Source organism: Olivibacter sp. 47 (assembly GCF_030372825.1).
GTDB lineage: Bacteria > Bacteroidota > Bacteroidia > Sphingobacteriales > Sphingobacteriaceae > Olivibacter > Olivibacter oleidegradans.
In genome coordinates this window covers 1,942,753-1,959,609 of record NZ_JAUCNR010000001.1, presented here as the reverse complement: position 1 = coordinate 1,959,609, position 16,857 = coordinate 1,942,753, and the positions used below count along the sequence as shown (strand labels likewise).

The following is a 16,857-nucleotide window of genomic DNA, read 5'->3' as shown; positions in this document are numbered from 1 at the left end:
TGATTTATGACAAGTAAAAAGATATTCGTTTTACTGGCCATCTGCTTCGGATTGTCAATAAGCCGAGCACAGGAGAACAGGAGTGGTTCTGAACTGAAGGAATTTACATTGGAGGACTTAGAAGACCTTTTAATGGCTCATCATCCGGTAGTGAAACAAGCCAAACTCTTAAGTGAAACAGCAAAAGCCCAGGTTGCACAGGCGCGCGGAAAATTTGACCCGGCCTTGAAAGCGGCTTTCAATAACAAATATTTCGGTAATACCGATTATTATAATCACTGGAACAGCGAGCTGAAAATACCCTTATGGTTAGCAGGAGCTGATTTAAAACTAGCTTATGATCGGAACGTCGGAACCTATACGAATCCGGAAACTACCACGTCTACAGCGGGTTTGTCGGGGCTAGGCATCAGCATTCCCCTTGGTCAAGGCCTCATCATTGATAACAGACGCAGTACACTACAACAAGCCAAGGTAATGGTTGCCTACGCGGAAGCTGAACAGTTGAAACAAATAAATGCTATCTGGTTCACGGCCGTAAAAGATTATTGGGATTGGTATTATGCCTTTCGGCAGTATACACTACTGAAAGAGGGTGTCCAACTTGCTGAAGAGCGATTTAAAGCGATTAGTATGCAAACGCGTCTGGGCGACAAGCCGCCCATTGATTCTGTGGAAGCGGCCATCACTGTCCAGGAAAGAAAAATGCAATTGGCCAAATATGAAATCGCCTTAAAAAACAGTCGGTTGATTTTGTCTAACCACTTATGGAATGAATATGAGCAGCCAATGGAATTACCCGATAATGCAGTACCTACGACTATAGACAGCGTAAAGCTGTCACCATCCCCAACGATGCTCGGAAATCTATTAGAGCAAGCGAGTGATATACATCCTGAACTATCGAAACTTTGGAGCAAAGAGCAGCAACTACGCATCGAGGAACGCTATCGAAAAGAAATGTTGAAACCGAAATTAAACATTTCAGGTACGTTGATATCCAGTCGCAGAAACTTCAATGAATATATCCCGCACTATTATGACTTCAATTGGAGCAACTACAAGTTCGGACTTGAATTTGCCTTTCCCCTCTTCCTTCGCGCGGAACGAGGGAAACTGAAGGAAGTGAAGTTGAAACAAGAACAGCTACAATATGATTTGCTCATAACCGGTCGTAATATTAAAAACGACATTACTACTAAGTACAACGATCTTACTGCCTATAGCGCTCAACTTAAGTTACAAGTAGCGAGTATTGACAATCAGGAAGTGCTCTTATCCGGGGAATTACAAAAATTCGATCTGGGCGAAAGCACGCTGTTCATTATTAATAGTCGGGAGAGTAAATTGATTGACATGAAAATAAAAAAAGAGGATCTGATTACAACCTATAATAAGGCATTGGCTGAATTGTATTATAAAGCAGGTGCGAGGCTTTTAGCCAATTAAGTTTATTCGTTACTACTTAAACGTGATCGCTAATAAAGATCGCTTACAATAAAACCATCGAATATCATCATTTTTATTATAGGTAAACAAAACTTATATTATTTTTATAATGAATAATTGAACCCTACTTTTGTGCTGTTAATAAAGAAAGCGAACATGAAAAAAATATTCATCATTAATGCAGCACAACATTTTGGCCACTCCGGTGGACGTTTTAATAACACCCTTGCGTCAGAAACCGTCGAATTTTTCCGTAATCGTGGCGCAGAGGTACAACTTACCACCATCGCAGATGGCTATAATCTTCAAGAAGAAGTGGATAAATATGTATGGGCAGATCTTGTTGTTTATCACACGCCGATTTGGTGGTTCCAGGTACCTTTCGGATTTAAGAGATATATAGATGAAGTCTTCACTCAAGGGCATCAGCGTGGAATCTACCGCAGTGATGGTCGTAAGGCAGACAATCCCCAAATCAATTATGGTACAGGTGGAACGCTTCATGGCAGAAAGTACATGCTAACTACCAGCTGGAATGCACCGGAAACGGCGTTTACACTTCCTAACGAATTCTTTAAACAACATAGTGTCGACGATGGCCCACTCTTTGGTTTTCATCGTATGAATGCTTTCACCGGTATGGAGCCTCTAAAAAGTTTTCATTTTCATGACGTGGAAAAGAATGCACAAATTGATCGCGACATGGCGCGCTATCGCTCTCATCTTCAGGACGTGTTTGGATCAGCTACGTGCGAGTTAAAAGGCTTCCTAATTTTATTAATTTGACAGATCATTAAAAAACTATTTTTCAGGTAGTCCCGAGCAGATTTGAACTGCTGACCCCTACATTATCAGTGTAGTGCTCTGACCAACTGAGCTACGGGACTGCTTCGCTTCCGCACCGGTGACCCCGAAGGGGCACTGTGGCACTTTCCTCTTTTTTCTCTCTCTCTTTTTTCAAGAAATCTTCATGGCGTAACAGAACGGCCCGAGGGCCCTCTAGAAAGGAGGTATTCCAGCCGCACCTTCCGGTACGGCTACCTTGTTACGACTTAGCCCCAATTACCGGTTTTACCCTGACACGCTCCTTGCGGTTACATGCTTTAGGTACCCCCGGCTTTCATGGCTTGACGGGCGGTGTGTACAAGGCCCGGGAACGTATTCACCGCGTCATTGCTGATACGCGATTACTAGCGAATCCAACTTCACGGGGTCGAGTTGCAGACCCCGATCCGAACTGTGAGGGGCTTTCTGAGATTGGCTTCACCTCGCGGTGTCGCTGCCCTCTGTACCCCCCATTGTAGCACGTGTGTAGCCCCGGACGTAAGGGCCATGATGACTTGACGTCGTCCCCGCCTTCCTCTCTGTTTGCACAGGCAGTCTGTTTAGAGTCCCCACCTTGACGTGCTGGCAACTAAACATAGGGGTTGCGCTCGTTGCGGGACTTAACCCAACACCTCACGGCACGAGCTGACGACAGCCATGCAGCACCTAGTTTCCTGTCCCGAAGGACCTGTCCATCTCTGGACAATTCAGTAACTTTCAAGCCCGGGTAAGGTTCCTCGCGTATCATCGAATTAAACCACATGCTCCTCCGCTTGTGCGGGCCCCCGTCAATTCCTTTGAGTTTCACCCTTGCGGGCGTACTCCCCAGGTGGAACACTTAACGCTTTCGCTTGGACGCCGACCGTCTATCGCCGACATCGAGTGTTCATCGTTTAGGGCGTGGACTACCAGGGTATCTAATCCTGTTCGATCCCCACGCTTTCGTGCCTCAGCGTCAATCGTACTTTGGTAAGCTGCCTTCGCAATCGGTGTTCTGTGGCATATCTATGCATTTCACCGCTACTTGCCACATTCCGCCTACCTCAGGTACATTCAAGCGCGCCAGTATCAAAGGCACTGCGATGGTTGAGCCACCGTCTTTCACCCCTGACTTAGCGCGCCGCCTACGCACCCTTTAAACCCAATAATTCCGGATAACGCTCGGATCCTCCGTATTACCGCGGCTGCTGGCACGGAGTTAGCCGATCCTTATTCTCACGGTACATTCAGCCCGGTATACATACCGGGGGTTATTCCCGTGCAAAAGCAGTTTACAACCCGTAGGGCCGTCTTCCTGCACGCGGCATGGCTGGTTCAGGGTTCCCCCCATTGACCAATATTCCTTACTGCTGCCTCCCGTAGGAGTCTGGTCCGTGTCTCAGTACCAGTGTGGGGGTTTCTCCTCTCAGAGCCCCTAGACATCGTCGCCTTGGTGGGCCGTTACCCCGCCAACCAGCTAATGTCACGCGAGCCCATCCGTCCCCTATGAATATTTAAATGAAGGCCCATGCGGACCTGCATTCTCATGCGGTATTAATCCGGATTTCTCCGGGCTATCCCCCTGGGACGGGCAGGTTGCTCACGCGTTACGCACCCGTGCGCCACTCTCACGGGGACCGAAGCCCCCGATCCCGTTCGACTTGCATGTATTAGGCCTGCCGCTAGCGTTCATCCTGAGCCAGGATCAAACTCTCCATTGTATAATGTTAAGTTTCCGATCTCGGCATTCGCACTTCTTTCAGTGCAGCCTTCCGATCTTTTTTGTATCTTCCGGCCGACGGACCGTTCAGGCCTGTCCTTTTGACTTCCGCCAAAAAACAGGCCGTCCGTTACGCTACATGAATCTGATTTCTTAAAGAACTTTAAACGCCTCCGCTCACGCTTCGGCCTCCGCCGTATCCATCGGGTCTCCCCTCCGGTACTTCCTGCTTTTTTCTTTCACCTTCCCGGGCATCGCGCCCGTTCCGTCGTCCCCTCTCTCCCGATTGGGAGTGCAAAGGTAACAGCTTTTTTCTTTTCTCCAAAATATTTTTTTAAAATATTTTTCCGCAAACCCGAAATATAGGCCGCTTTCCATTCCTTCAGAAACCAATTCCTTCCTTCTTTTTTCCTTTGTAATAAGATTTTTATTTCAATAACTATGGGTCTAAATAAATTATACTATTTTTATTGAATACATAAGTTTTCATTCATGAGTATCGCTAGAACGCCATTTTTCTTATTAGTTTTCATTACCCTCTTTTCATTCAATACATATGCGCAAACAAAAAAGGCGAAAGATAATTGGCATAATCTCGATTTGCAAATGGACGGTGTGCCTGGGATAAGTACAGAGAGAGCTTATAACGAACTTTTAAAAGGAAAGGAAGCGAGACCTGTAAAAGTGGCGGTAATTGATGGTGGAGTGGATATCGAACATGAAGACTTAAAAGAGAAAATCTGGCTGAATAAAGGAGAGGTAGAAGGCGATAGCATAGATAATGATTCTAATGGCTATATAGACGATCTTCATGGCTGGAATTTTATAGGTAATAGCGAGGGAGAAAACGTTCACTATGATAACCTTGAAGTTGTAAGACTAGTTAGGGACCTACATCCAAAATATGTTTCTGTACTACCAACAACCCCCTTGAGCGAGGAAGAGCGCCGCAAGTTTTTAGCATATCAAAAGATGACGACCGACTATATGAGTAAATTGCAGATTGCTCAGATAACCGAGCGAGTTATAAAGGCGTTTAAACAACAGGTTGATTCTATTGTGAGCGATATAGGAAAAGATAATCCAACAATTGCCGACTTTAAACGCTATGAGCCTAAAAATAAAATGGCACGGAAGACGTTATCTATGATCGAAAAGGGCATCCATGAAGAGGGCAGCTATGAGAAATTTTATGATGATCTGGTCGAAGGAGTGAAGCATTATGAGGCTGAGGTTAATTATCATCTGAACATGGATTATAATTCTCGGCATATTGTGGGAGATAATTATAATGATAGTAAGGAACGCTATTACGGAAATAACGATGTCAAGGGCCCTGATGCTTTACATGGAACCCATGTTGCCGGCATTATTGCCGCTGATCGAAGCAACCAAAAGGGAATTAAAGGAGTGGCTGATCAAGCTGTTATTATGGTATTACGTGTGGTGCCTAATGGCGATGAACGGGATAAGGATGTGGCCAATGCTATTTTCTACGCTGTCGACAATGGAGCAAAAATAATTAACATGAGTTTTGGTAAGGCATATGTGAAAGATAAACAGATAGTTGATAGTGCTGTAGGATATGCCATGAAACATGACGTCCTTATTATCCATGCTGCAGGGAATGAAGGGCAGGACAATGATTCAGAACCAAACTATCCCAATAAAAATTATGTGGATAGTTTAGGAATAAATAAAGGAGTTGCGGAGAATTGGATTGAGGTGGGTGCTACAGGCTGGAAATATGATGAAACGCTGGTGGCAGACTTTTCAAATTATGGTAAGCGTACCGTCGATGTTTTCGCTCCCGGTGTAGATATTTATTCAACGGTGCCAGGGTCAAAATACAAGGAGGAACAGGGAACGAGTATGGCAGCTCCTGTTGTAAGTGGCTTAGCTGCTCTTATACGATCTTATTACCCTGATTTGACAGCTTCTGAGGTTAAGAAAATTATATTTGATTCTGTTGTAAAGCCTACATATCGTGTGAAAATTACACAGGATAAAACTAAGAAAAAGGTATGGCTTTCCGATATTAGTGTAACAGGTGGTATCGTAAACGCATACAATGCGTTGAAGCTTGCCAACGACTTTGCAGAAAAACACTAACTGTATGAAAAGCTACACAATATGTGTACAAAATCGACGTTATTAAATTATATCTTCAGACTTTAAAATATAATCTATGGTAGAAACTTTTACATCCAAAATTCTAGAAAACCTCGCTAGCGATACCTCTTCATACGATGAAGTATCAAATGCAGAGGATAGGCTTTTCTACGCTATGCTTCAGCAGCCGTTGGATAACCTCTTAATAGAGCCGTCCCAACGGAGCATTGACACTATTTTGACCTTTTCAAAGCAGCACAAGACTTCCCGTAGTTAATAATTATAGGGAGTATCTCTTGCTATAGTTAAATTTGATTCGAGTGACAAAATTCGAATCAATGGATAGCTCTATATTCGGATTTGATCAAAAACCATTTTGGGAATTGGTTAAATGAGGATTTTGTTATAGGTTTGCTTATGCTTAAAAAAGATCGTTTTCGAGAATTCGTTGCCTATTTTTCGTCACACAATCCTGACGCGCAAACTGAACTTCACTATAGCAATGCCTTTGAATTGTTGGTCGCGGTTATTCTATCCGCTCAATGTACGGATAAACGGATTAATCAGATTACACCCAAATTATTTGAACGCTTTCCTGATGCCGAAACATTGGCTGCTGCTTCTGTAGAAGAAGTATTCACTTATATTCGAAGTGTAAGTTACCCAAACAACAAGGCAAAGCACCTCGTTGGAATGGCAAAGATGCTTCTCGAGAAATTTGAAGGCACTATTCCATCGGATATTAACGATTTACAAAAATTACCGGGCGTGGGAAGAAAAACAGCTAACGTCATTGCTTCGGTAGTATATGATGCTCCTGCAATTGCCGTGGATACACATGTTTTCAGGGTATCCAATCGCATTGGCCTAACGAATAACGCTAAAACTCCCTTGGCTGTGGAAAAGCAGTTGGTTCATTATTTGCCCAAAAACACACTTGCTGTTGCACATCATTGGTTGATATTACATGGGCGTTATATTTGCGTAGCAAGAAGACCTAAATGCGACGAATGTCCCATTACCTACCTCTGCAAATATTACGAAAAAGTATATCTGAAGGGCTTGAAGGCAATAAGTGAATAAAAGTTGCAAGATATGCTAACATATTTAGTATTTTAGAAATAATATATCTATATTTGATTAAAATTTTGGAGATGAGTAATCAAGATAAACTAAAAGCTTTACAGCTAACGCTGGATAAATTAGAAAAATCATACGGTAAAGGAACGATCATGAAATTGGGTGATTCCGCAGTGGAACCGATTGACTCAATTTCAACAGGTTCCTTAGGTTTGGATATAGCTTTAGGAATTGGTGGTGTACCTAAAGGCAGGGTCATTGAAATTTATGGGCCGGAATCTTCGGGTAAAACAACTTTAGCGACGCATATCATAGCTGAGGCGCAAAAAAAAGGAGGAATTGCCGCTATTATTGACGCTGAGCACGCATTTGATAAATATTATGCACGGAAGCTGGGTGTGGATATTGAAAATTTGTTGATATCGCAGCCGGACAATGGCGAGCAGGCATTGGAAATCGCTGATAACCTTATTCGTTCAGGAGCAATTGATGTAATTGTTATCGACTCGGTAGCTGCTTTAGTTCCAAAGGGTGAGATTGAAGGCGAAATGGGCGATTCCAAGATGGGATTACAAGCTCGACTTATGTCTCAAGCGCTTCGAAAATTAACAGGAACTATTTCTAAAACGAATTGTTGCTGTATATTTATTAACCAATTGCGTGAGAAAATCGGTGTTATGTTCGGAAATCCGGAAACGACAACCGGAGGTAATGCATTAAAATTTTATGCATCCGTGCGCCTAGATATTCGTAGAACCTCTCAGATTAAAGATGCTGATGAAGTGTCGGGAAATAGAGTGAAAGTTAAAATTGTTAAAAATAAAGTGGCACCTCCTTTCAGGGTGGCAGAGTTTGATATTATGTTTGGAGAAGGTATCTCCAAGGTTGGTGAAATTATCGACTTAGGTGTAGACTTTAATGTGATCAAGAAATCAGGATCTTGGTTTAGTTATGGTGATACCAAACTAGGACAAGGGCGCGACGCTGTAAAGAACCTGCTATTAGATAACCCCGACTTGATGGAGGAACTTGAAGCTAAAATTAAAGACATGGTGTCTCCGGAAAAACTGGAAGAGCACAATGCTAATTAATGTTTAATCTATAGAATATTAAAGGTGATGTGGAGACTTTCCTCATCACCTTTTTTGTGCTCTTATAAAATGGCGGCTTGAACTTTTAGCGATCTATTTCTTCATATTTTTGCCTATCCAACTCACTCTTACTCGCTTTTAACGAGGCTGCAATAGCGAAAACAACGAGTATGATCAAAACAATAATACCAAAAATGCCTTTCCTTTTATCCTTTCGCATCAGCCATATTAGAAAAACGATAAGAGGAATGGCGAAAATGCCGAAAAAAAATAAACTTGGTGCTCCCATTGTGAACAGTAAAATGAGAAATGGCCTAATTACTTACACTCCAGCGAGCAAGTGGGGCAATTTCTTGTGAAACAAAATCGTTATTAAGGTATTTATAATATCCGGCGATTGCAATCATAGCTGCATTATCTGTGCAATATTCAAATTTCGGAATATATACATTCCAATGTTCTTGCTCAGCAAGCGATACTAATGCGCTTCTGAGTCCCGAGTTAGCTGATACACCGCCGGCGATAGCTACATCAACGATCTCAAGCTGATTAGCGGCTAATTTTAGTTTCTTTAATAAGATGCTGATGATGCGATCTTGCACAGAAGCGCAAATATCATTTATGTTTTCTTGTAAAAAATTTGGGTTCTCTTTTGTGTTTTGCTGAACGAAATATAAGATGGCTGTTTTTAAACCACTGAAGCTAAAGTCAAAGTCCTTAATTTGAGGTTCAGGAAATTTGAAACGCGGATTGCCTTCCTTTGCAAGCTTATCTATTAGCGGTCCCCCCGGATAGGGAAGATTTAAAATCTTGGCAGTTTTGTCAAAAGCTTCTCCTGCTGCATCGTCAATTGTTTGACCAACCAATTCCATATCAAAATAATTTTTGACAAGAACAATTTGCGTATGACCTCCTGACACCGTTAAACACAAAAACGGAAACTTCGGTTTGGGATCTTCAATAAAGTGCGCCAGTATATGCCCTTGCATATGGTTAACTTCGATAAGCGGAATATTCCGAGCAAGCGCAAAGGCCTTTGCGAAGGACGTCCCCACAAGTAATGATCCAAGCAGGCCAGGACCTCTTGTAAAAGCTATGGCATCTATCTCATTTTTATGTATTTTTGCCACACGTATAGCTTCGCTAACGGTTGGTATGATATTTTGTTGATGAGCCCTCGAGGCTAATTCCGGAATAACACCACCGAATTTTTCATGTACGGTTTGATTCGAAATAATATTTGATCGTATTTCTCCGTCTATACAAATAGAGGCCGAAGTTTCATCACAGGAGGATTCGATGCCGAGAATGGTTGCCAAAGCACAGATTGTTTAATGTTTTAAATGCAAATTTATTAAAAAAGTAGCAAAAATAGTACTTTATATTTGCACCGGTATATTTGCATTGCTGGTAGGTATATTGTTTGCCTTGCAATTTAGGTCAGTTCAAACTTATGTTGCACGGCAAGTCGCTTCTTATTTGTCCAATGAACTTCATACAAAGATCGAGATTGAAGAAGTATACCTAAAACCCTTTTCTTCTCTATCCCTTCGAAACCTTTATATAGAAGATTTGTCACACGACACTTTGCTGTTTGCACAAGAGCTTAGGGCCGGTATAGATTTGGAGAGTATACGATCAAAGGAGATTACAATAAAAGATTTAACACTGTCGAATAGCCGCTTTTATTTGAAAAAAAAGGCCGATTCGGTTAATAACCTCACTTTTATTTTAGACTACTTCAGTGCACCTAAGCAGCCAAAAAGAAAAAGCTCTTTTATAGTAAACCTGAACAGTCTAAAACTTAATAACATTCATTTCAGGTACAAGAATGAATTAGTGAAGCGTCATACGGCGGGTGTTAACTTTAATGATATAGACATTTTAGGGTTACATGGAGATTTTTCAACGATCGATTTCAAAAACTTTTTGTTAAAAGCCGATATAAAAGGATTGAAGTTTAAAGAAAAAAGTGGTTTTGAACTTAAACGACTTGATGCTTCTTTTAAAATGGATAGCACGTCTATGAATTTCGAAAACCTTTCCGTGCAAACAAATAGAAGCAAATTGGGAAAACAACTCCGGTTTAAATATGCTACTTTGGCAGATTTTGCCAACTTTATCGAGAAGGTAGAAATTTATGCCGAAACAGAGGATACTCGAGTAGATTCTAGAGATATTGCGTTCTTTGCACCCGGTATGAATCAAGTTGCCTTTAATGTTGGTTTAAGTGGAAAACTAAAAGGTACGGTGAGACACTTCAAAGGTGAGCGCTTATTGCTGAAAACGGGAAAAGCAACCTACTTGCGAGGCAATATAAGCGTTGCGGGGCTCCCTGATATTGAGAAAACAATATTTGATCTGGATCTGGAGCAGTTTGCCACAATTAAAACGGATTTGGAACCCTCTATTGCCGGCTTTAGCGGTCAAAAGGATTTTAAATTACCTGCAATATTAACATCCCTGGGTCATGTTAACTATACGGGTAAAGCGAGGGGATTTTATAATGATTTTCAGCTCGACGGGAGTTTAAAGACAGTACTGGGACAGGTCGATGCCAGAGTAGCCATTAACTTGAAGGATGAAAATTCATATGAAGGAAGCCTAAAGGCCGAGCGTTTTAATATTAGCGGCCTGCTTGACAACCGACAAGTCGGGTCGGTTTCTTTGCAGGCGGACATACAGGGTACCGGCTTTTCTTTGAATGAATTGAATGCTAACATAAAGAGCCAGATCGCTTCGGTTATTTACAAGGGTAAAAACTACAGAAACATTCGGTTAGATGGAACTGTCGATGCTCGGGTCTTACATGCTCAAGTCGATGTGAACGATCGGAATTTAAAACTGCAGGAGAAGCTGCTGTCGACTTTCGTAGCTCGGAAACTTCCTATGATTTTTCGACTATCGTAGAAAAAGCTAATCTCCTGGAGATGGGGCTAATTAAGGACTCCCTCCAGCTGGAAGGCCAGGTGACAGGCAAATTCCAGGGGAATACTATTAATAACATAGTAGGTAATGCGCGTTTGCATCATATTGTTTTGCGGAAGCCATCTTCCTCGATCTCCATTGATTCTATTGTGTTTTTAGCGGAAGGAGAACGGTCGAATCGAAAGATCGCCGTGCAATCCGATATGCTTGATGCGACGATGAATGGAGAGATTGATCTAGCTTCTTTTCCATCCTACTTTAAATCGGTTGCCAAACGATATTTGCCATCGTGGGAAATTGAGCAAAAATCCAGTAAACAAGTGTTTGACTTTGCTCTTAAGTTAAAACGATCTGAACCGCTGTTGTTGCTTTTCGCACCTTTTATTACGATTCCAGACACCATGTTTGTGAATGGAAAATTCTCTACAGTGGATAGCACGGCCAATTTAAACGCCTATATTCCGATGGTAGAGGTTGGAAAAATCAAAGTCACAGATATTATTGTTGATGGAGTAGCCATGGACGAATCACTTAACTTGACAGTCACAGCCGATCAATTAAACATAACCGATAGCCTTTATGTAAAAAATATCAACATAGCTAATATCCTGAGTGATGATAGTTTGCGTTTTAATATGAAATTATCGGATGTGGACGCGAAAAATCAATTGGATTTGAACGGGTTAGTTGAATTTAATGAAAAGGAGGCAGCAATTCTAAGCTTGTTGCCTTCAAATGTGATCATAAACCGTGAAGATTGGAAACTTGAAGAAAAGGTGAATTTTGACTTTCACGGCGGTAATATACATGTTAATGACTTTGAACTCGCAAATGGCGAACAGCATGTTAAAATTGACGGGTTGATTTCTAAAGATGAAGAAGATGTGTTAAACGTGTCCTTTGATAAATTTAATTTGGTGACGCTTGCAGGAATAATGAATCCACTTGGAATCGAATTGGAGGGTAAATTAAATGGGAATTTCCAACTCTTCTCCTTATTGAAGAATCCCTATATTTCAGCCGACATCAATTCTTCGGATATTTATTATAATGGAAGGGAAATTGGTGATATGACCCTTACCGCAAAAATGGACCCGGCGAGTGATTTAGTCGGAATGAATATGGAGGTGAATCGGCAAGGAACTAAAACCTTACGGATAACGGGATCATACGATGCAAAGGCATCTGAAAACAGCTTGGATTTAATAGCCAATTTGGAGGATAGTGAAATCGTGCTTTTTGAACCATTTCTGAAGAAGCTAGTCTCTGATTTAACAGGGACAGTGTCTGCAGCCATTAGCATCAAGGGAACCCCTTGGAGCCCAATTATAAGTGGAGATTGTGAATTTAGAAATGCTAGCTTCACCGTAAACTATCTTAAAACGCGCTATACCATCAATGATCGAGTTGGTGTAAACAATAGTTCCATTGAGCTGAAAGATTTGGATATCCTCGATAAAAATAACAATAAGGCCGTAGCAAATGGCTCAGTGGATATGAGTAACCCATTAGATCCGGTTATTGATGTTCAGATTAATGCCAAAAAATTCATGGTGTTGAATACAACGGCAAAAGACAATCCGCTTTATTATGGCATCGGCATAGGTACCGGCGATTTTGTGTTTAAGGGACCGACCAGCAATATGGATATTGACATTAAAGCAGCGACAGAAGAGGGGACCAGCTTTAATATACCCCTAAACGCGTCCGGAACGGTGAGCGAGAATGATTTTATCACTTTTGTGTCCAAAGATTCTACCTTCAGCGAAACCAGGGGCTCATATTTTGATGGTTTAACGCTACACATTGATCTGGATATCAGTAGGAATGCACAAGCAACCATCATTACAGACCTTGGCAAATTGTCGGGTGTAGGAAACGGTAATATAACCATGAATATAACCAGTTTGGGCGATTTCGAGATGTTTGGCGAGTATGTGATTCTGCAAGGGAAGTTTACTTTCACTGCACAGGATTTTATTAATAAGATCTTTGAGATCAATCGCGGTGGAACTATTCGTTGGACCGGGAATCCCGCAGAAGCGCTTATCAATTTAACCGCCATGTATGAAGTAAGGACAAGTGTCAGACCGCTCTATACGGCAGCGGGAAGGCAAGGGACAGATCAACGGGTTGTAGCGCAGGCCGAAATGATTTTAGCAGGGAACCTTCTTCGTCCTGACATAAGCTTTGCTATTGATTTTCCGGTTGATTCGTATGTAAAAGATGAACTGCAGAGCTACCTTAGCGATGCGAACAACGTAAATCAACAAGCCTTGAGCTTGATTGTTAGAAGAAGCTTTGCTCCCGGAACAGGAACGGATTTGACTACAGAGTTGAATAGTACATTCCTGAGTGCGGGTACTGAACTGGCATTCAATCAGTTGAATAACATTATTTCACAATCGTTGAATTTAAATTTCGTCGATTTTAACATTCGTTCGCTGAATGAAGCCAGTGCTTCCATTCGATTATTGAACAATAGACTTATATTGACTGGAGGGATAACCGATCGCCGTAGCCAGCTAAACGACCTAAACGTATTTGGAAATCAAGTTGCTAGTGATGTTGAAGCATTATACCTGATCCGAAAAAATGGTAATTTATTGTTCAGAGCTTCAAATCGACTGAACAATCGAAATTTTTTGAATCCAACAGATGAATATGTAAGTGCTTTTGGATTGGTATATAGGCAGGATTTCGATACCTTCGGTGAGTTCTTTAAACGGATGTTCATGCTAACCCGTAAGAAGAAAGAAGAGGAAGAAGAAAATCCGAAACCAATTCAGGAAAAAGAGGAAAGTACTTCGGTCAAAGGTTCAAAAGTAAACTAGAACAAAAGATTCAGCTCATTTATTCCAGTTTACTTTGGCGATAATTCGCTCTATTAGGTGTTTTTCATAATCGTATGGCCCATTTTATCTCTTTTAGTACGGAGATAAAGCTCGTTATGCTTATTAGATTGTATTTCTAATGCAACATTTTCAACAACCTCGAGGCCGTAACCAACCAAACCAGCCCGTTTTGTGGGATTGTTTGACATAAGGCGCATTTTAGTGACCCCTAAGTTGCGAAGGATTTGTGCTCCGATGCCATAATCCCTTAAGTCTGGGCTGAAACCAAGTTTAATATTTGCATCGACTGTGTCTAGTCCATTTTCTTGGAGATTGTAAGCATGCAGCTTATTGATCAAGCCGATGCCGCGTCCCTCTTGGTTCATATATACAATAACCCCTTTGCCTTCTTGCTCAATCATTTCCATGGCTTTATGTAACTGGGGCCCGCAATCACAACGACACGATCCGAAAATATCACCTGTTAGACAAGAGCTATGTACTCTAACAAGAATGGGTTCGTCAGGTTCCCAAGAACCTTTAACAAGGGCTAAATGTTGTTCACCTGTATTTTTTTGTTTGTAGGCTACTAAGTTAAAATCCCCCCACTCAGTGGGAAGCTTAACAGATACCTCTTGTTAATTAAAGAGTCTTTTGTTAAGCGATACTCGATCAAATCTTCTATGGAAATGATCTTTAAATCAAATTTTTTGGCAACTTCTATCAGATCCGGAAGTCTAGCCATCTCGCCATCTTCTTTTAGGATTTCAACCAAGACACCGGCAGGCTCAAGGCCAGCCAATCGGGCCAGATCAACAGCTGCTTCCGTGTGGCCTGTTCTTCGCAAAACGCCACCGTCTTTTGCTATCAATGGAAAGATGTGTCCAGGACGCCCTAATTCTTCCGGTTTAATGTCAGGATTGATTAAAGCTTGAATTGTTTTCGAACGATCAGACGCTGAAATTCCTGTTGTACATCCATATCCCTGAAGGTCGACTGATACGGTAAAATTAGTTTCGTATACCGCCGTGTTTTGCCCTACCATTGGTTTTAATTCAAGCTCTTGACACCGCTGCTCAGTTAAGGGGACGCAGACCAAGCCTCTTCCGTGTGTAATCATAAAGTTGATAACTTCGGGTGTTGCTTTACTTGCCGCGGCTATAAAATCGCCTTCATTCTCGCGGTCTTCGTCGTCTACAACAATGATGACCTTACCGGCTTTAATATCTTCAATCGCTTCTTCGATTGTGTTTAGATGAAAATCCATTCGTGTATTGTAATGTTACGTAATGCAAAGATAAGTGTGTTCATGTACACCTCTATAATTATAGCGTCATGTCTTTTAAGAATGCTGTTTTCGGCCAAATCTTTTTTTGAATAGCTCGCCCATTTTTCCGAAAAATCTGTTGATCGCTAATTTATAGCTTTCTATGTCAAAAATAGATGAGTCGGTTGCCGCTTTGTAGGTTAAAAATATGCCAAGCGGTGTTAAAGCAATAATTGCGGTCCAAGTTCCTAAAACCGGATCGATATTTCCTTCTTTGGCTGATTTTTCTGCAACGGTTGAAATAATGTGATAGATAAGAAAAAATATTATAGCCATTACTACAGGGAGGCCTAATCCGCCTTTTCTGATAATTGCTCCAAGTGGGGCGCCGATCGAAAACAAAAGTAGACAAGAAACCGCTAAGGTAAATTTTTTATGATATTCCAGGATGTATCGAACGATGGAAAGGTCAAAATCCTTGTCAGACTTTGCCTTCATATCCAGTACCTCTTTGATATACCGAATATCATTGAGGGAATTATTAACCGCTACAACACGTTTATCAACAGGAATTATCTCTTCAAACGATTTGTTATAATTTTTTAAAGCTCCAGCGGCCTCAACCGGTTTGTTTTGAGCTGCTTGATAACTATTGAATATTTTATAATTCGACTTGATCTCATTGAAAATCTTGCCTCGTATGCTGTCGAGGATCTTCGTCGTTGAATCGGTATAATAACGAAGCTGCTTTAGATTAAGCATCATCGAGTGGCTTTTGAAGAGATCTTCATCGGTCCTTTTCATCTGAAAGGTGGACATATCAAACTTTTGTTCTGTTTGATCAAAATAGTAGCGGGTAAACTGTTGTCTTGGATTATAAGAGCGATCACCTGCAGTTGTTTCTTCATACCGAACGCCATCTTTTAATTTCAGAATCATATAGTTATTATCGCGGGAATTGTACATGACACCTTCCTTCGCTAACAATACGTTCGTTCCTCGGGAAATATTACCGTGCTGGTATATAATTAAATTATATAATACGGTACCGTCCTTGCTTTTATTTTTTGCACGTATGGAATAGCCCGGTATGCTGTTGTTAAAAATTCCATCCTTAATTAGAAAGTCAGCTTTTTTATTTCTTACGTCATACAAAAGCGAACCCATTTTCAGGTTCGTTACAGGGAGGATATAATCACTAAAGAAGAAGGATCCGATGCTGATAAGACTGACCAGAATAATGAGGGGCATCATTGCTTTACGTAAGGAGATACCTGCCGCCTTTATGGCCACTAATTCGTAGCTTTCACCGAGATTTCCAAAGGTCATAATGGAGGATAAAAGCATAGCCAAGGGCATGGCCATTGAAATTTGAGCGGCTGAAGCATACCATAAAAGCTCTAATATTACATACCACTCAAAGCCTTTACCAATCAGGTCGTCAATGTACTTAAATAGAAATAACATTAACAACACAAACATTACAATGAAAAATGTAACTATAAAAGGTTTAAAAAAAGCCTTTAATACCAGTACATGAACTTTTTTCATTGAACAAAATAGTTTTTCCGG

At 41.3% G+C, this 16,857-nt stretch carries 12 protein-coding genes, 1 tRNA gene, 1 rRNA gene and 1 pseudogene; 8 read left to right on the top strand and 7 right to left on the bottom strand.

Going from position 1 to position 16,857, the window contains the following annotated elements; translation table 11 throughout:
- The first annotated feature begins 6 nt into the window (after positions 1-6).
- Together QT327_RS08490 and QT327_RS08485 are read left to right on the top strand one after the other, a co-directional pair.
- Complete coding sequence (locus tag QT327_RS08490; RefSeq protein ID WP_149105527.1) at positions 7-1,449, top strand: TolC family protein; 1,443 nt, start codon at positions 7-9, stop codon at positions 1,447-1,449.
- Between the two features lie 156 nt (positions 1,450-1,605).
- Positions 1,606-2,235 carry an NAD(P)H-dependent oxidoreductase gene (locus QT327_RS08485; protein ID WP_289552597.1) on the top strand — a complete coding sequence of 210 codons (630 nt, stop codon included), beginning with the start codon at positions 1,606-1,608 and terminating at the stop codon, positions 2,233-2,235.
- Between the two features lie 27 nt (positions 2,236-2,262).
- On the opposite strand, the gene QT327_RS08480 is transcribed toward QT327_RS08485, so the two are convergent.
- From QT327_RS08480 to QT327_RS08470, 3 genes are all read right to left on the bottom strand, one after another.
- A tRNA-Ile gene (locus QT327_RS08480) sits at positions 2,263-2,336 on the bottom strand.
- 116 nt (positions 2,337-2,452) lie between these two features.
- Positions 2,453-3,974, bottom strand: a 16S ribosomal RNA gene (locus QT327_RS08475).
- 162 nt (positions 3,975-4,136) lie between these two features.
- A complete protein-coding gene (locus tag QT327_RS08470; protein ID WP_157622172.1) occupies positions 4,137-4,298 on the bottom strand; it encodes a hypothetical protein in 162 nt (53 codons plus the stop codon).
- Positions 4,299-4,465: 167 nt separating this feature from the next.
- Between QT327_RS08470 and QT327_RS08465 the strand changes: the two genes are divergently transcribed.
- The 4 genes from QT327_RS08465 (at position 4,466) to recA (ending at position 8,256) form a co-directional block, all read left to right on the top strand.
- Entirely contained in the window at positions 4,466-6,085 is a 1,620-nt protein-coding gene (locus QT327_RS08465; protein WP_149106287.1) for a S8 family peptidase, read from the top strand.
- Between the two features lie 76 nt (positions 6,086-6,161).
- Positions 6,162-6,362, top strand: a complete 201-nt coding sequence (locus tag QT327_RS08460) for a hypothetical protein (protein ID WP_013663882.1) — start codon at positions 6,162-6,164, stop codon at positions 6,360-6,362.
- Between the two features lie 140 nt (positions 6,363-6,502).
- Positions 6,503-7,168, top strand: coding sequence for an endonuclease III (nth, locus tag QT327_RS08455; protein ID WP_013663881.1), 666 nt, complete (start codon positions 6,503-6,505; stop codon positions 7,166-7,168).
- A 71-nt stretch (positions 7,169-7,239) separates the two neighbouring features.
- Positions 7,240-8,256, top strand: a complete 1,017-nt coding sequence (gene recA, locus QT327_RS08450; protein WP_130858237.1) for a recombinase RecA — start codon at positions 7,240-7,242, stop codon at positions 8,254-8,256.
- A gap of 85 nt (positions 8,257-8,341) precedes the next feature.
- On the opposite strand, the gene QT327_RS08445 is transcribed toward recA, so the two are convergent.
- Positions 8,342-8,545, bottom strand: coding sequence for an archaellin/type IV pilin N-terminal domain-containing protein (locus QT327_RS08445; RefSeq protein ID WP_130858236.1), 204 nt, complete (start codon positions 8,543-8,545; stop codon positions 8,342-8,344).
- A 25-nt stretch (positions 8,546-8,570) separates the two neighbouring features.
- Positions 8,571-9,575 carry a tRNA (adenosine(37)-N6)-threonylcarbamoyltransferase complex transferase subunit TsaD gene (gene tsaD / locus QT327_RS08440; protein ID WP_130858235.1) on the bottom strand — a complete coding sequence of 335 codons (1,005 nt, stop codon included), beginning with the start codon at positions 9,573-9,575 and terminating at the stop codon, positions 8,571-8,573.
- A 34-nt stretch (positions 9,576-9,609) separates the two neighbouring features.
- Here tsaD and QT327_RS08435 point away from each other — a divergent pair, with 34 nt between their 5' ends.
- Together QT327_RS08435 and QT327_RS08430 are read left to right on the top strand one after the other, a co-directional pair.
- Positions 9,610-11,166 (top strand): DUF748 domain-containing protein, encoded by a 1,557-nt coding sequence (locus tag QT327_RS08435; RefSeq protein ID WP_502910546.1) that lies wholly within the window; start codon positions 9,610-9,612, stop codon positions 11,164-11,166.
- 20 nt (positions 11,167-11,186) lie between these two features.
- Entirely contained in the window at positions 11,187-14,018 is a 2,832-nt protein-coding gene (locus tag QT327_RS08430) for a translocation/assembly module TamB domain-containing protein (RefSeq protein ID WP_289552591.1), read from the top strand.
- A 53-nt stretch (positions 14,019-14,071) separates the two neighbouring features.
- On the opposite strand, the pseudogene QT327_RS08425 reads toward QT327_RS08430, so the two are convergent.
- A pseudogene (locus QT327_RS08425) lies at positions 14,072-15,285 on the bottom strand (bifunctional 3,4-dihydroxy-2-butanone-4-phosphate synthase/GTP cyclohydrolase II).
- Positions 15,286-15,360: 75 nt separating this feature from the next.
- On the bottom strand, positions 15,361-16,836 hold the full coding sequence (locus QT327_RS08420; protein WP_041387880.1) for an LptF/LptG family permease: 1,476 nt from the start codon (positions 16,834-16,836) through the stop codon (positions 15,361-15,363).
- Between the last annotated feature and the right edge of the window lie 21 nt (positions 16,837-16,857).

Coding starts and splice junctions, on each gene's coding strand:
- QT327_RS08460 (WP_013663882.1), top strand. CDS start 6,162: ATGGTAGAAACTTTTACATCCAAAATTCTAGAAAACCTCGCTAGCGAT.
- QT327_RS08420 (WP_041387880.1), bottom strand. CDS start 16,836: ATGAAAAAAGTTCATGTACTGGTATTAAAGGCTTTTTTTAAACCTTTT.
- QT327_RS08490 (WP_149105527.1), top strand. CDS start 7: ATGACAAGTAAAAAGATATTCGTTTTACTGGCCATCTGCTTCGGATTG.
- QT327_RS08445 (WP_130858236.1), bottom strand. CDS start 8,545: ATGGGAGCACCAAGTTTATTTTTTTTCGGCATTTTCGCCATTCCTCTT.
- recA (WP_130858237.1), top strand. CDS start 7,240: ATGAGTAATCAAGATAAACTAAAAGCTTTACAGCTAACGCTGGATAAA.
- QT327_RS08485 (WP_289552597.1), top strand. CDS start 1,606: ATGAAAAAAATATTCATCATTAATGCAGCACAACATTTTGGCCACTCC.
- QT327_RS08465 (WP_149106287.1), top strand. CDS start 4,466: ATGAGTATCGCTAGAACGCCATTTTTCTTATTAGTTTTCATTACCCTC.
- nth (WP_013663881.1), top strand. CDS start 6,503: ATGCTTAAAAAAGATCGTTTTCGAGAATTCGTTGCCTATTTTTCGTCA.
- QT327_RS08430 (WP_289552591.1), top strand. CDS start 11,187: ATGGGGCTAATTAAGGACTCCCTCCAGCTGGAAGGCCAGGTGACAGGC.